This window comes from Lysinibacillus sp. FSL L8-0312 (assembly GCF_038003285.1).
Taxonomy (GTDB): Bacteria; Bacillota; Bacilli; order Bacillales_A; family Planococcaceae; genus Lysinibacillus; species Lysinibacillus fusiformis_D.
In genome coordinates this window covers 1,174,006-1,189,222 of the sequence record NZ_JBBOOV010000001.1, presented here as the reverse complement: position 1 = coordinate 1,189,222, position 15,217 = coordinate 1,174,006, and the positions used below count along the sequence as shown (strand labels likewise).

At 39.5% G+C, this 15,217-nt stretch carries 17 protein-coding genes; 10 read left to right on the top strand and 7 right to left on the bottom strand.

Going from position 1 to position 15,217, the window contains the following annotated elements:
• Positions 1 to 11 precede the first annotated feature (11 nt).
• Positions 12 to 491: a DUF1641 domain-containing protein gene (locus MHI22_RS06140; protein ID WP_058844573.1), complete on the bottom strand. Its 480-nt coding sequence runs from the start codon at positions 489 to 491 to the stop codon at positions 12 to 14.
• 4 nt (positions 492 to 495) lie between these two features.
• Entirely contained in the window at positions 496 to 3,432 is a 2,937-nt protein-coding gene (gene fdhF, locus MHI22_RS06135; RefSeq protein WP_340811395.1) for a formate dehydrogenase subunit alpha, read from the bottom strand.
• Between the two features lie 575 nt (positions 3,433 to 4,007).
• Here fdhF and MHI22_RS06130 point away from each other — a divergent pair.
• From MHI22_RS06130 to moaA, 3 genes are read left to right on the top strand one after another with little or no spacing between them, the layout of a single operon-like run.
• Positions 4,008 to 4,355 (top strand): DUF2294 domain-containing protein, encoded by a 348-nt coding sequence (locus tag MHI22_RS06130; protein WP_036120650.1) that lies wholly within the window; start codon positions 4,008 to 4,010, stop codon positions 4,353 to 4,355.
• A 12-nt stretch (positions 4,356 to 4,367) separates the two neighbouring features.
• Positions 4,368 to 5,186, top strand: a complete 819-nt coding sequence (gene fdhD / locus MHI22_RS06125; protein WP_340811393.1) for a formate dehydrogenase accessory sulfurtransferase FdhD — start codon at positions 4,368 to 4,370, stop codon at positions 5,184 to 5,186.
• Positions 5,187 to 6,203, top strand: coding sequence for a GTP 3',8-cyclase MoaA (gene moaA / locus MHI22_RS06120; RefSeq protein ID WP_036120644.1), 1,017 nt, complete (start codon positions 5,187 to 5,189; stop codon positions 6,201 to 6,203).
• Between the two features lie 49 nt (positions 6,204 to 6,252).
• On the opposite strand, the gene moaC is transcribed toward moaA, so the two are convergent.
• The 3 genes from moaC to MHI22_RS06105 are packed head-to-tail and all read right to left on the bottom strand — an operon-like array spanning position 6,253 to position 7,809.
• A complete protein-coding gene (gene moaC, locus MHI22_RS06115) occupies positions 6,253 to 6,735 on the bottom strand; it encodes a cyclic pyranopterin monophosphate synthase MoaC (RefSeq protein ID WP_036120641.1) in 483 nt (160 codons plus the stop codon).
• Positions 6,728 to 7,318, bottom strand: a complete 591-nt coding sequence (gene mobA / locus MHI22_RS06110; RefSeq protein WP_340811391.1) for a molybdenum cofactor guanylyltransferase — start codon at positions 7,316 to 7,318, stop codon at positions 6,728 to 6,730. The genes moaC and mobA overlap by 8 nt, the downstream gene beginning before the upstream one ends.
• Positions 7,315 to 7,809 (bottom strand): MogA/MoaB family molybdenum cofactor biosynthesis protein, encoded by a 495-nt coding sequence (locus MHI22_RS06105; RefSeq protein WP_036120634.1) that lies wholly within the window; start codon positions 7,807 to 7,809, stop codon positions 7,315 to 7,317. Before MHI22_RS06105 ends, mobA begins: the two co-directional genes overlap by 4 nt.
• A 108-nt stretch (positions 7,810 to 7,917) precedes the next feature.
• On the opposite strand from MHI22_RS06105, the gene MHI22_RS06100 reads away from it, so the two are divergent.
• From MHI22_RS06100 to moaD, 5 genes are read left to right on the top strand one after another with little or no spacing between them, the layout of a single operon-like run.
• Entirely contained in the window at positions 7,918 to 8,934 is a 1,017-nt protein-coding gene (locus tag MHI22_RS06100; RefSeq protein ID WP_036120630.1) for a thiazole biosynthesis adenylyltransferase ThiF, read from the top strand.
• Positions 8,935 to 8,950: 16 nt separating this feature from the next.
• Positions 8,951 to 10,237, top strand: coding sequence for a molybdopterin molybdotransferase MoeA (locus MHI22_RS06095; protein WP_340812703.1), 1,287 nt, complete (start codon positions 8,951 to 8,953; stop codon positions 10,235 to 10,237).
• Positions 10,201 to 10,725: a molybdopterin-guanine dinucleotide biosynthesis protein B gene (gene mobB / locus MHI22_RS06090; protein WP_340811389.1), complete on the top strand. Its 525-nt coding sequence runs from the start codon at positions 10,201 to 10,203 to the stop codon at positions 10,723 to 10,725. Before MHI22_RS06095 ends, mobB begins: the two co-directional genes overlap by 37 nt.
• Positions 10,722 to 11,201: a molybdenum cofactor biosynthesis protein MoaE gene (locus MHI22_RS06085; protein WP_058844577.1), complete on the top strand. Its 480-nt coding sequence runs from the start codon at positions 10,722 to 10,724 to the stop codon at positions 11,199 to 11,201. The genes mobB and MHI22_RS06085 overlap by 4 nt, the downstream gene beginning before the upstream one ends.
• A complete protein-coding gene (gene moaD, locus MHI22_RS06080) occupies positions 11,194 to 11,427 on the top strand; it encodes a molybdopterin converting factor subunit 1 (RefSeq protein ID WP_141903735.1) in 234 nt (77 codons plus the stop codon). Before MHI22_RS06085 ends, moaD begins: the two co-directional genes overlap by 8 nt.
• A gap of 36 nt (positions 11,428 to 11,463) precedes the next feature.
• On the opposite strand, the gene modB is transcribed toward moaD, so the two are convergent.
• Both modB and modA read right to left on the bottom strand, forming a co-directional pair.
• The gene (gene modB, locus MHI22_RS06075; protein WP_340811387.1) at positions 11,464 to 12,120 is read right to left on the bottom strand and encodes a molybdate ABC transporter permease subunit; all 657 of its coding nucleotides are present in this window, start codon (positions 12,118 to 12,120) and stop codon (positions 11,464 to 11,466) included.
• Positions 12,121 to 12,123: 3 nt separating this feature from the next.
• Positions 12,124 to 12,909, bottom strand: a complete 786-nt coding sequence (modA, locus tag MHI22_RS06070; protein WP_340811386.1) for a molybdate ABC transporter substrate-binding protein — start codon at positions 12,907 to 12,909, stop codon at positions 12,124 to 12,126.
• Between the two features lie 162 nt (positions 12,910 to 13,071).
• Between modA and MHI22_RS06065 the strand changes: the two genes are divergently transcribed.
• The gene (locus MHI22_RS06065) at positions 13,072 to 13,992 is read left to right on the top strand and encodes a helix-turn-helix transcriptional regulator (protein WP_036120596.1); all 921 of its coding nucleotides are present in this window, start codon (positions 13,072 to 13,074) and stop codon (positions 13,990 to 13,992) included.
• 251 nt (positions 13,993 to 14,243) lie between these two features.
• A complete protein-coding gene (locus MHI22_RS06060) occupies positions 14,244 to 14,822 on the top strand; it encodes a trimeric intracellular cation channel family protein (RefSeq protein WP_036120593.1) in 579 nt (192 codons plus the stop codon).
• Positions 14,823 to 15,217: the final 395 nt, after the last annotated feature.

Below are 15,217 nucleotides of genomic sequence, written 5' to 3'. Positions count from 1 at the left end.
TCGGAACCACCTTATTCTTTTAAGCCTTTGCCAAGTCCCTTTAAGAAATGGACTCCAAAATTGAGCGCACGATTGACATCTGGATCATTTAACATTTTCATAAGCTTAAAGGCACTTACTTTTTCATTGGATTCAAGTGCTTTGCTCGCTTCATCTACACCTGAATTTAAGCCGTCAATTAGCTTAGTCGTTGTTTCTGGATTGAGCTCCGTCAATGCTCCTGCAACGCCCATTAAATTATTAATGATATTGGTTACAGGCTTACGAGTTAATTGTCCAAGTGCAATATGGGCCACATCCTCTTTCGCTTCTAGTAGCTTCATTGCTGCTTCTAGTGCACCTATATCATTTAATTCAGCCATAATACTAAACACTTGATTAACGGCTTCTTCATTATCAGAAAGCAGTTCTTTTAGATTGTCTAATTTTTGTTCCTTTAGTTGTTCTTCCGTCAATTGTTGTTTTTTAATGCTTGTAATAGGTACAGCCATGCTCTCACTCTCTTTCGTTAATAGTTGTTAAGTGAACGTAGCCAGGACGATTCCATTTCCGATGAACCTCAACACCATTTTGAGGATGACGCTTTTTATAGCGTGGGTTCGTACGAGGAAGTGGTGATTTTCCTTTTGCTTTTAGCACTTCAACTCGTACTTTTGTTTGTTTATAAGCTGGTGTTGATGTATTCACATCTGCTGCAGGGCCCGTTAAGAAGTTGATAGCTGAATCTTTATTAACGGAGTTCATCGGTAAAAATAATTCGTTTCCTTGCACGCGATCTGTGACAAGAGCATTTAGCTTTAATGCACCATAAGGAGATACTAAACGAAGTAAGGCTCCATCTGCAATACCTCGTTCCTTCGCCAGTTCCGGTGATACTTCAACGAAAATATCAGGTACTTTCGATTGAATACCTTTCGATTTATTTGTTAGATTTCCCTCATGGAAGTGTTCAAGCATACGACCATTATTAATAAGACAATCGTACTGTGCCTCATATTCCACAGGTTGCACCCAATCATTTAAAGCAAAACGAGCTTTTTTATCAGGGAAATTGAAACCATCTTCATATAGTAAAGGTGTATCTTTACCATCATGGCTACCCCAGCAGAAGCTACCCCAGCCTTCTAAGACATCATAGTTGGCTTGTGAGAAGAGGGGGGACAGGCTGGTCATTTCATCAAAGATGTCACTTGGATGATCATAATGCCAATCTGCTCCTAAACGACGAGCAACCGCTTGCAAGATTTCCCAATCTGCTTTCGATTCACCAAGTGTTGGTAATACTTTATAGAGGCGCTGAACACGACGTTCTGTATTCGTGAATGTACCTTCTTTTTCAAGGGAAGGCGCAGCAGGTAAAATAACATCTGCATATTGTGCTGTACGTGATAGGAAACAATCTTGGACAACAAAAAAGTCTAGTTGTGAAAGCACCTCATCTACATGGTTGGCATTACAATCAACAAGCGCCATATCTTCGCCCACTAAATACATGGCTTTCATTTTACCTTCCATAATCGCATCTAACATTTGCATATTAGTTCGACCTGGTTGCGACTGAATTGGGACACCGTAAGCTTTTTCGAATTTTGCACGCGCTGCCTCATCTGTTACCTTTTGATAACCTGGCAAGAGAGTTGGTAGTGTACCCATATCACAGGCACCTTGCACATTGTTATGACCACGAAGAGGGTAGGCACCCGCACCTGGACGACGATAGTTCCCAGTTGCTAAAAGTAAATTTGAAATCGCTGCGGATGTATAAGAGCCACCAGTATTTTGTGTTACACCCATGCCCCAAAGCACACATGTACCATCTGCATCACGAATCATTTCAGCCACTTCGATCAATGTTTCTTTACTAATACCCGTCATTTCTTGCGCATAATCAAGTGTATATGTTTCAAGTACTTGTTTAAAATCATCATAATGAAGGACGTTTTCTTGAATAAAGGCTTCATCGTGCCAACCTTGGTCAATGATATATTTGGTAACGGCCATTAACCAAACTTGGTCAGTACCTTGCTTCGGACGCATAAAGATGTCAGAACGCTCAGCCATTTCATGTTTACGAATATCCGCAACAATTAATTTCTGACCATGTAATTTATGTGCACGTTTCACACGTGTTGCTAAAACAGGGTGTCCTTCAGCTGGGTTAGCCCCAACAATGATGACAAGACCAGCCTTGGCAATATCTTTGATAGTACCCGCGTCACCACCTAAACCTACTGTACGTAATAAACCATCAGTAGCAGGGGATTGACAATAACGGGAACAATTATCGACATCATTTGTTCCAAATAACTGACGTGCCATTTTTTGAATTAAGTAATTCTCTTCATTTGTAATTTTAGAAGATGAGATAAAGCCGACAGAACCAGGACCAAATTGCTGCTGAATACCACCAAGCTTTGTGGCAATTAAATCGAGTGCCTCATCCCATGATGATTCAACAAATTCATTATTTTTACGAATAAGAGGTTTAGTAATTCGTTCCTCAGAATTAACGAAGTCCCAACCAAATTTCCCTTTGACACAAGTAGAAATTGCGTTAACGGGACCTTCGGAAGGTTGTACTTTTAAAATTTTACGGTCTTTTGTCCAAACTTCGAATGAACAACCCACACCACAGAAAGTACATACTGTTTTTGTTTTTCGAGTACGTTTACTACGCATAGCTGCTTCCACTTCAGAAACGGCAAAAATACCGCTATAGCCCGGTTCAACTTCCTTAATTAAACTGATCATCGGATCTAACATATCCTGTTTCAGACCAGTCATAAATCCAGCCTCTCCAAGCATGGATTTTTCCATTAAGGCATTACATGGACAAACGGTTACACATTGACCGCAACTTACACAGGAAGAATCATTAATTGCAACGCCAGTATCCCATATGACGCGTGGTCTTTCGGCTTCCCAATCGAGGGATAATGTTTCATTCACCTGTAAATTTTGACAAACCTCTACACATTGACCACAAGCGATACATTGGTTAGGGTCATATCGATAAAACGGGTGGGACATGTCCACTTCATGAGGTTCCACTTTCGGTTGGTAAGGATATTTTTGATGCTCGATTTCCATCATTTCAGCCGTGTTGTGTAATGCACAATTTCCATTGTTATTATCACAAACTGTACAGTACAGTAAATGATTTTCGAGTAGACGATCCATCGCTTCTGTTTGTGCTGCTTTTGCTTTGTCAGAAGTTAATAAAACATTCATGCCGTCTACTGCCTTTGTGGAGCAGGAACGAACTAATTGACCGTTCACCTCCACGATACATGTATCACATGTTTCGATTGGATCAACAGCAGGCACATGACAGATCTGTGGATGCGGAATGTCATGCTGATTAATGGTATCAAGGATTGTAGCTCCTTCTTTTACATCATACGATACGCCATTAATATTAATTTGAGTCAAGATAACTTCCTCCTTTTGCACTTTGAGACTAATCGGACAACATGTTGCAGCTTAAGACAAAAAGGGAATAACAAATCGAGTTGGTTATTTTTGAAAAGATTGTCTTGTTATCATTGTAATTCCCAATTGTTCTTGAAGCTACCTCAAAATAGGCAAATTGCTAGATCATAACAAGTTATCCATGTCTCGGTTTTTAAAAAAATAAAAAATCCACCATGAAATAACATGTCCAAGACATGCTAATGATTCATGGTGGATAAAATTCTTAGCAGGCCTTGCTAAAAACTCAATCTACTTTTATTTTTTAATAACAATAGAATTTAAATATTAAAAACACTATGCAACATCGTGACATAGGGATCAAAATAAATCAATTCCATTAGTGATATGAATATTATAGCTCTTTCCTTCAAAATGAACAATATTTATCATAAAATTTATTAAATGAGAATTATTATCAAAAAGTATTTTCTCTTTTATTTTTTTAAAAGTTGCTATATCATTAACAAACTGTAAGGGTGACCCTCATAACCATTTACCTAAAAAAGTTTAATTACGATGGGAGAATCGTTGCTATGTCTAAAAAAATACACGAATTTAATGACATGATTCGAAAGTTACGCAAGGAAGTATTTGGTAAAGGACCTGAACGTATTCATACCGTTTTTGTCGAGAATATGGCTGTATCTACTTTATACGGTAATATCACACCGACAGAAAAATTTATTGCCAGTACACCAGAAGGATTAAAAATGGTGCATGCTGCAAGGACGAGTATGATTCAGGATTTATATACGCAATCACCACCAGAGGGTATGGAAGAATTGATGGGTAGCAAACTACTCCACCTATTTTCAGATATTAAAATTGAAGAGGATTTTGCGATTTCCGTCTTTGTTTTTGAAAAGAATATCAGTGAATAAAGGGGATGCCTTATGGAGCGAGCAATAACAAGGAAAATTGTGCGAGTTGAAGGACAGCAAGTGAAAGAAATGGATGATTTCATCGTCTCAGAATACGCGGTGACCGTAAAAATTAATCAGCAAGAATTTGTCACGATGGTATGTACACCAGAGTATGTAGAAGATATGGTCATCGGCTATTTAGCTTCTGAACGAGTGATTCGTAGCTTTGAGGATATTGAGGAAATTTGGCACCAAGAAAAAGAAGGCTTTGTGCATATTAAAACAAAGCATGTCAATCCTTATTATCAGCAGACGCAAAACAAACGCTATATTACCTCTTGCTGTGGGATGAGTCGACAAGGATTTGTTTTTACGAATGATGCATTAGCAGCAAAAAAAATGGAAGACGTTCAGGTGCAAATGTCGACTGAGGATTGCTTCCGTTTAATGCATGCGATGCAGGATGGTGCCGACATTTTTAAGAAAACGGGTGGTGTGCATAATGCTGCACTATGTGATGTCAATGGCATTGTGTTAAGTCGTATGGATATTGGACGCCACAATGCTTTAGATAAAATTTACGGCTATTGCTTACGCAACAACATCCGTATGCAAGATAAAATAATTGTTTTTAGCGGACGAATATCGTCGGAGATTTTACTCAAAGTCTCCAAAATAGGCTGTGCCATTGTGCTGTCTAAATCAGCTCCAACTGAATTAGCCTTGCAATTGGCTGAGCAGCTTGGCATTACGACGGTAGGCTTTATCCGACAGCATTCATTGAATATTTATACACATCCACACCGCATCCTATTACCAGCTCAGAATGCACTGAAAGAAGGAGATTAAATGACGAATCTACAAGACCAATTACACAGACCGTTAAGAGATTTAAGAATATCCGTAACAGATCGCTGTAATTTTCGTTGCCGCTATTGTATGCCAGCTGAGGTATTTGGTCCAGATTATGCATTTTTACCGTCTGATAAAATATTAAATTTTGATGAGATAGAACGATTAGTAAAAATCTTTGTTTCATTAGGCGTGAAAAAGGTGCGAATTACGGGCGGTGAGCCATTGCTACGTCGTGATTTGCCCGAATTAATTGCCCGTATTCACCATATAGAGGGTGTAGAAGATATTGCTTTAACAACCAATGGCTCTTTATTAAAAAAATATGCACAGCCATTGGCACAAGCAGGCTTATCTCGAGTCTCAGTTAGTCTAGATTCACTTGATGAAGAACGTTTTTTCGAGATGAATGGTCATCGGGGCAAGGTATTGCCGGTGTTAGAGGGAATTGAAAAGGCAGCAGAAGCGGGTTTACAAGTAAAAATTAATATGGTTGTTCAAAAAGGCAAGAATGACCAAGACATTGTTACAATGGCTCAATTTTTTAAAGAAAAACAGCATATTTTACGCTTTATTGAATATATGGATGTAGGGAATTCGAACGGTTGGCGTTTAGATGATGTGGTGTCCAAAAAAGATATCATTGAGCATATCCATCAGTTTTCTCCATTACAGCCAGTGGCTCCAAATTACAGGGGGGAAGTGGCAACGCGCTTTCAATATCAAGATGCACAAGGTGAGGTTGGTGTGATTTCGTCTGTGACAGATTCTTTCTGCTCCAATTGCTCCCGTGCTCGTCTCTCAGCAGAAGGATCATTATACACTTGTTTATTTGCAACTGAAGGCACTGATTTAAGAGAGCTGTTACGATCAGGGCAAGATGATGCAGCCATCATCAAATGTATTACGAACGTTTGGGAAACAAGAAATGATCGTTATTCAGATGAACGCAATGAACAAACAATGGCAAAAAGGAAAAATTCAAAAATTGAAATGTCTCACATTGGGGGGTAGTGTGTAAAAAAACAGAAAAAATCGGCAAAACGATGCCGAATTTTTCTGTTTATTTATGCACAAAGGTGCCACTTTTTCCACCTGTTTTTTCAACAAGATAGGTTTCTTTAATGACCATTGTTTTATCAACGGCTTTGCACATATCATAAAAAGTTAAGGCAGCAATCGACACAGCAGTAAGGGCTTCCATTTCAACACCAGTTTTCCCACTACATTTGACAGTGGCTTGAATATGGAGCTCATAGCCATTCTCCGCCTTTTCATAGTCAAACTGGAAATCTGTGCCCTGTAGCATGATAGGGTGGCACATAGGAATGATATCGGCCGTTTTTTTAGCACCCATAATCCCTGCAATTTGAGCAACTTGCGTCGGATCACCTTTTTTAATGCCACCTTGTTGGATGGCTTCATAGACTGCATCCGATAAAATAATCGTACTGCGAGCAATAGCTGTACGTGTCGTGATTTCTTTTGCAGATATATCGACCATTTTAGGACGACCTTCTTCGTTCCAATGTGTAAAATTATTCATCGTTAAACTCCTTTTTAGTCGTTTGTGACCAATCTTGTTGTGCGTTGATATTGACAAATGTTGGGCTATTGTCATCAAAAGGAACGTAGCAAACACGAATTTGCTCTAACAGCACTTTCATACTTCGCTTGTTTTGTTCCGTTAATTGCTTTGCCCTTGGTAAAGCTGTACGTCGATATAATGCCGCCAATGGTTGATCCCGTAGCGCTTGCGTAGGAACAATAGCATCATAGGCGTCATCAATCAGCCCTACTATTTTTTTGATAAAATTGGCATTCATATAAGGCATATCGCTCGCTACGACAGAAAACCATTCCACATCAGGGTAGGCTGTCATGATAGAATGCAAAGCAAAAAGTGGGCCTTGATGTGGCTGCTTTTCGATGATCCATTGGACGTTTTCCTGCCCAAATTGATGTTGTAAGTGCGCGTTCGTAGCAATAATGATAGGATCTAGCCGATTTTTTTGCAAGGCTGTGAGACTATGTTTATATAAAGGCTGCCCAGCAAACAGCTCAAACATTTTAGGCTGACCATAGCGAGAGGATTGACCACCAGCTAATACAACTCCAGCAATTTTCATAGGCGATTCAACTCACCGACAAAATGTTGGACAGTAGGAAGAATGAGCTTCATCATAGCCAATGTCACCGCATTTGTAGAACCTGGTAAAACATAAATAGCGGTTTGCTGACGGCTTCCAGCAGTGGCTCGACTAAACATTGCTTTTGGGCCAATTTCTTCATAGCTGAGAGTTCGAAATAATTCACCAAACCCCATCATTTCTTTTTCAAAAAGAGGCAGAATGGTGTCGTAGGTTTGGTCTCTTGGTGTAAATCCTGTTCCACCCGTGACGATAATGGTATTGATTGTGTGATCACTGCACCATTTCTTGATATGATTGGCAATATCCAGTGGTTCATCCTTTGTTAGCTGGTAGTCGACTACTTCAAATGTAGCTTCTTGAAGTAAGGATTGAATGCGCTGACCAGCATGATCATCTGCTTTAGTGCGTGTATCACTGACCGTTAAAACAGCTACTTGGATTAGTTGCTGTTGATGTGTGGGATGCACAGTAAAAGACCTCCTTCAAACGTATTTTGCTGAAAAACATTGCTTTTATTATAATGCTATAAATGAAAAGGTCAAACGAAAATTCAAAGAAAGAAAGGCCTCATACTTATGCAAAATAGATATTCTAGACAACAATTATTTCATCCCATCGGACAAACAGGGCAGCAGTCCATTCAACAAAAACACGTCCTAATCATTGGTGTAGGTGCATTAGGGAGTGCTAGCGCAGAAGCACTTGTGCGCGCTGGTATTGGCAAGCTGACCCTCATTGATCGTGATTACGTAGAGTGGAGTAATTTACAAAGACAGCAATTATATACAGAGCTAGATGCACAAGAAAAAATGCCAAAAGTCATCGCAGCTAAAACAAGACTTCACAGCATCAACTCAGAGATAGAAATCAATACTGCTATTATGGACGCTTGTACAGAGTCCTTGCTGCCATTATTAGAAGATGTCGATGTGATGGTCGATGCAACCGATAATTTTGATGTCCGTTTTCTCATGAATGACCTTGCACAAAAGTCTCGTATTCCCTGGGTATATGGTTCTTGCGTTGGTAGTTATGGTGCGACCTATACGATTGTACCAGGCAAAACACCATGTTTGCATTGCTTGTTACATGTCATGCCACATACAGGAATGACTTGTGATACGGTAGGTATTATTAGCCCAACAGTTCAAATCGTTGCAGCTTATCAAGTGGCAGAGGTTTTAAAATTGCTCGTTGGTGATGAGAAAGCCTTGCGAAAAAGCTATTTAACGTTTGATGTTTGGCAAAATCAACACTATGAAATCAATGTGGAAAAAATACGGCAAGCTGATTGTCCATCTTGTGGCAATCAACCAACATACCCTTATTTATCCTATGAAAATCAAACTAAATTACAGATACTTTGTGGACGAGACGCAGTACAAATACGCCCTCCGAAGCCAATTCACTATTCGTTCGAGCAGTTGGCAAATCAGCTTCGTCCCTATGGTGAAATTCAGGTAAATCCTTATTTGCTTTCCTGCCAAGCTGATGATTACCGAATTGTGATTTTCCAGGATGGGCGCGTAGTGATACATGGTATACAAAATATAGAAAAAGCGAAAAGCATTTATTATCGTTTATTAGGATAAAGGAGTGTGCCAAATGATAGAAAAAAGACAACCAATCCCTGTGGCAGAAGCGGTTCATCGTGTAATGGACTATGCCTTCCCAGCAAAAAAAGAGCTTGTACCATTAACACAGGCCCATGGACGTTTTATAGCAGAAGCTGTTCGAGCTGATCATGATGTGCCCGCATTTGATCGTTCTCCTTATGATGGTTACGCTATTCGCTCCATTGATAGTAAAGAAGCCTCCTCAGAACATCCAGTCCGCTTTCAGGTTGTGGGGGAAATTGGCGCGGGCTATGTCTATGACGAAGTAGTTGGTGATCGACAAGCTGTCCGCATTATGACAGGTGCGCCAATCCCACAAGGGTGTGATGCAGTAGTCATGCTAGAATTAACCCATACTTTCGAAGAAAATCAACAAATGTGTATGTCGATTAAACGGAATTTTGAAGCGGGGACCAATATTTCGTATAAAGGGGAAGATGTGCAGCAAGGCGCTGTTCTCATTGAAAAAGGTCAATATATTAATCCAGGGGTGATGGCCTTACTCGCTACTTTTGGTTATGAACAAGTACCTGTTTTTCGTAAAACAGTCATTGGTGTGATGGCCACTGGTAGCGAATTACTAGATCCCGGTGAACCTTTACAGCCAGGCAAAATTCGCAATAGTAATGCGTATATGATGATGGCTCAAATTGAGCGCGCTGGAGCAGAAGTTAAATATTTTGGCAAGTTTAGCGATGATCTTGAATTATGTATTGAGAATGTTGAAAAAGCTTTACAGGAAGTTGATATGTTAATTACAACGGGTGGCGTTTCCGTAGGGGATTACGATTACTTACCAGCCATTTACGAAGCGATAAATGCAAAGGTATTGTTTAACAAAGTGGCAATGCGCCCAGGTAGTGTGACTACAGTAGCTGCTCGAGAGGGACAATTATTATTTGGACTTTCTGGAAATCCTTCAGCTTGCTATGTTGGCTTTGAGCTTTTTGTACGTCCGATTATTCGCACTGCCTACAGTAATTCACAGCCCCATTTACGTAGAGAGCAAGCTATTTTAGGTAAGGATTTCACAAAGGCTAATCCATTTACACGCTTTGTAAGAGCACATGCTTATTATGAAAAAGGTCAGTTAGTGGCTGTGCCATCTGGTTTTGATAAGTCGAGTGCAGTTTCCTCTTTAGCATCAGCTAATGCGTTCATCGTCTTACCAGGTGGCTCGCGTGGCTATGAAAAAGGCATGTCAGTAACGGTCTTATTGTTAGAAGATTTGCAAGGAAGTGAGTGGCCTTGGGACAACATCGAAAAATCTTACAGATAGTTGGCTATCAAAATAGTGGTAAGACGACATTGATGGAGCAATTGATTAAGAGAGCGACAACGGAAGGGTTAAGAGTAGGAACCATCAAGCATCATGGTCACGGTGGTGTGCCGATGATAGAAGCTTCGAAGGATAGTAGTCGACATGAGCTGGCAGGTGCGAGTGTCACAGCAGTGGAGGGGGAGGGTACTTTACGTATGAGTATTCAGCAAAATAGCTGGCAACTGTCTCAAATACTTGCGCTTTATGCGTCCCTTCCAATGGATATCATTCTGGTTGAAGGGTATAAAAATGAACATTATCCGAAGGTTGTGCTTGTACGAACTGCACAGGATCAAGCTTTATTACAGCAAGTATCTCAGATCATTTGTGTGCTCTATTGGCCAAGTTATCCACTGGGTTCCTCACCCACTGTCCCAGCCTTTTCGATACATGAAGAAGCGCAATATATGGAGTTTTTATGGAAGGAAATGAGGAGAGAATCATGACGACAGCGTTATTTGAAATTATCAATAAACCCATTGATGTAGAGGAAGTTAGACAAAAGGTTCTGAGTCGAAATGCTGGAGCCATTACACTGTTCATTGGCACCGTGCGTGAAATCACAAATGGTAAAAAAACATTGCACTTGGAATATCAAGCTTATCCTGCGATGGCCATTAAAATGTTTGAACAAATTGCGCAGGAAATACAAGAGCAGTGGCCAGAAGCGAAAGTAGCCATTACCCATCGTGTAGGTCATTTAGATATTGCTGATATTGCTGTAGTCATTGCCGTATCATCACCACATCGTAAAGTCGCTTACATGGCGAATGAGTATGCGATTGACCGTATTAAGCAAATTGTGCCAATATGGAAAAAAGAGCATTGGGAGGACGGTACGGAATGGATTGGCGATCAATTAGAAAATGTCCCCTATCCGCAAGGGGAACCAGGCATTCAGAAGGAGGAAAATCGTGATTAATATCTTATTATTTGCTCACTTGCAGGAAGCAGTTGGTGCGCCTAAGCTAACTGTAGAGCTGTCAGATGTGACAGTGGCTGAATTGAAAGAGTGGATGGAACAGCACTATCCACAGCTATCATTACAGCAAATGATGACAGCGATTAATGAGGAATTTGCAACGGATACAACGATCATTAAGTCTGGTGACACAATCGCTTTTATTCCACCTATCAGTGGGGGATGAGAAAAAGAGGTAGTTGGTTCAATCCAACTACCTCTTTTATACTTTTAGAAGATGAATGCTAAGTAGCAAAAGGAAGGAAATAGCCATCATGCACAAAACCCATGTCCAGGCAAGGGTCATGTTACCCGCATCAATCGCCATATAAATAGCGAGCGGTGTTGTTTGTGTTTTCCCTGGAATATTCCCCGCAAACATTAAGGTAGCCCCAAATTCACCTAAAGCTCGAGTGAAGCTTAAAATCCCGCCAGATACGAGTGCCTTTAATGCAAGAGGAATTGATACAAAAAGAAAGACCTGCCGTTCATTAGCCCCATCCACACGTGCCGCATGTTCAATATCGCGATCAACAGAGGCAAAGCCTGTTTTAGCCGATTGATACATTAATGGAAAGGCAACAATGGTAGAAGCGATAACCGCCGCCCACCATGTGAACATGACGGGCTGATCGAATAGCCAAATAATAAAATTTCCTAATAGACTATTTTTCCCGAAAATGACGATGAGCAGGAAGCCTACTACAGTAGGAGGTAATACTAAGGGTAACAATAATACGGTTTCTAGTACTAGCTTGCCTTTAAAATGGTGGGTTGCCATCCATTTGCCCGTGAAAATACCTGCTATGATCGCGATAATGCCTGCGACGAAGGCAATCTCAATGGAAAGTCTAAGTGGAGACCAGAAATCGGTACTCATTTTTTATTGAGCTCCTTTAAACCCATACTTTTTAAAGACATTCATAGCCTCATCACTTTGTAAAAAGTGATAAAAATCTTCTGCTTCTTGCGTATGCTTACTCGCTTTTAGCACACCTACAGGATAAATAATTGGTGCGTGTGTAGCATCATCTGCAGTTGCAATGACATCGACTTTATCAGATACTAGGGCATCCGTTTTATAGACGATTCCTGCATCCACATTTTCTGTTTCTGTGTACGTAAGTACTTGACGAACGTCTTTTGTATACACCACTTTAGATTCAAGTGAATCCCAAAGTTGCATATGCTTTAATGTGTCCACACCATACTGTCCAGCAGGAACCGTTTCAGGTGTACCGAGCGCGATTTTCTCTGCTTGTTGTAAATCTTCGAAGGATTGGATTTGTTTTTCATTGTCTTTTGGCACGATTAAGACTAATTCATTCGCTAAAAGATCCGTTCCTTGCTTTTGATCAATCATTTCTTTCTCTACAAGTGCATCGAATTTATCTTCCGCTGCAGAAAAGAAAAGATCTGCAGGAGCACCCTGTAAAATTTGCTGTTGCAATGCACCTGAACCACCAAAGTTATAGAGGATTTTAATCGTATCATGCTCTTCTTCATAAGTTGTTTTAAGCTCTTCTAAGGCATCCTGTAAACTTGCTGCTGCAGAAATTGTTAATTCAACGGGTTTGTTTGCTGCCACCTCTTTTTCTTGGTTACCACAGCCTACTAATAGACCAACTAGTAATAATAGTGTCGCAAATAAACTATAAAATTTTTTCACTATGATTGTACTCCTTTTATAACTCGTTATAACAAGACATAGCTAATTATAATCAGTTATAAGTAAAAAAGAAAGATAGTGTTGGAAGAAAATTTCAAGATGTTCATCAAGCTATAAATGCGTTACCATGTAAAGAGAGGTTTATAGGAGGAGAATGTTTATATGTCACAAGATCAATCCTATACGATTGAAGAGGTTGCACAATTATTAAAGGTTTCGAAATTAACCATTTATGATTTGGTGAAAAAGGGAGATTTGCCAGTTTTCCGTGTGGGGCGGCAAATGCGAGTAGATCGTGCGGACTTGCAAGCCTATATACAAAAACGTAAAACAGGTACCACTCCAGCTATGTCCCCTGTAGCTACTTCACCTAAAAATCAGTCGAAAATTATTATTAGTGGGCAAGATTTAGTGTTGGATATAGTAGCAAAATATCTTGAGAAAAGACAAACAATGAAAGTATTACGTTCACATGAAGGTAGTTTTAATGGTGTCATGGCGATGTATCATGGCGACTGTAATATTGCGAGTTTACATATGTTTGATGGAGATACAGGAGATTATAATACGCCTTATGTAAAAAAAATCTTTGTGAGTCATGCCTTTGTCCTCATCAATGTTGTATCACGTAGAGCAGGTTTTTATGTTCAAAAAGGGAATCCATTGCAAATCCACACATTTGAAGATTTTAAAACAAAGTCATTTACATTTATTAATCGTGAGAAAGGCTCAGGTGCTCGCACTTTACTAGACGAGCAATTGCGTATTCATGAAATCGCACCATCCATGATTAAAGGGTATACCCATGAAGAAATGAGCCACCTCGACGTTGCCTCTGCTGTAGCAAATGGATATGCAGACGTTGGAATTGGGATTGAAAAAATCGCCAAGCTCATCCCTGTCGATTTTATACCCGCTGTCAGAGAGCGTTACGACATTGTGTTATTAAAAACGCCTGAAAATCAACAACTAATTGAGGCGGTGAAGGAAATTTTAAACGCACCAGATTTCCAAGCTGAGGTGGCTGCATTAGGTGATTATGACATTTCCCAAATGGGCCAAATTATGTATGAAACACTGTAATCAAAATTTTATATTGAGTTTAACAACGAAATCGATTATAATTTTACTGGGAAATTTTATGGTCGTTATGTCATAGTAATATTGCATAGCTTCTATGGAATTTTGAACGTATATATGGTGAGATGGATAAATTAGTAGGTAAAACTGCTAGAATATTAGCCCATCATAAAATAGCTTGCGTAGTAACCACGCAACTATTTTATGATGGGCTTTTTTATGTATATAGGTATAAAAAAGAGGAGTTGAATCATGTGACCTGGTCAGTATTACATGTCATTGGTATTATTGCTTATGCGATAAGTGGCGCATTTGTTGCGTTACAGGCCAAATATTCTTTTATTGGTATATTTGTGCTTGGACTTACTACATCTTATGGAGGTTCCATTATTCGCAACGTCGTACTGGATATACCAGTATCAGATATATGGGAGCGGCAATCCTTATTAGTTGTTTTAGTCACGCTGACGACTATTTTATTTGTCAAAAGGAATTGGATTCATCACTGGAACCGCTGGGGCTATTTCTTTGATTCGATTGGCCTTGCTTCCTTTGCAATACAAGGAGGATTGTTAGCGCAAAGCCTCCATCATGATCTAGGTATTATTATTCTAGCTTCTATGTTTACTGGTGTTGGCGGTGGCATGATCCGAGATTTGTTAGCGGGGAGAACGCCGCTCGCACTAAGAGAAGAAATCCATGCTGTCTTAACATTTTTGTGTGGGCTTTGCATCTGGGCAGGGTGGAGCAGCCCACTTCAATTGTCAGTCATTGTTATTTTGATTGTGATCATCCGTATGTTATCTGTGAATAATAAATTGAAGCTTCCTTAAAAATTGTTGGACTTGTCCAAGTTTTTTAGCAGGACACTGAAAGTAGGTGATTGAGGGAATGTTTTAAGCTGTTCAATTTAGTATGTTGTGTTTCTTTATGAAGAATATTCTTCTGCTGATTTGTATTTGGAAATTAATCTGAGTGATTGAATGTGTTGGGTATAGAAAACTTCCTAATAAACATACATATCAACATAGTATAATTTTGTTTTAAAAGGACTTCTATAGGGAAGAATCCTTTTTTTTTTGTGATTTTTAGTAGTTCTAACAAGACTCTATGTAAATACTCATAGACTAAGAACAACGAATGGTAAATATAACATAATTGGTATTTTTTATAAAATAAGGCAGGTTATTTATTGACTATTTATTCCAGGGTGTTTAATATTGTAATT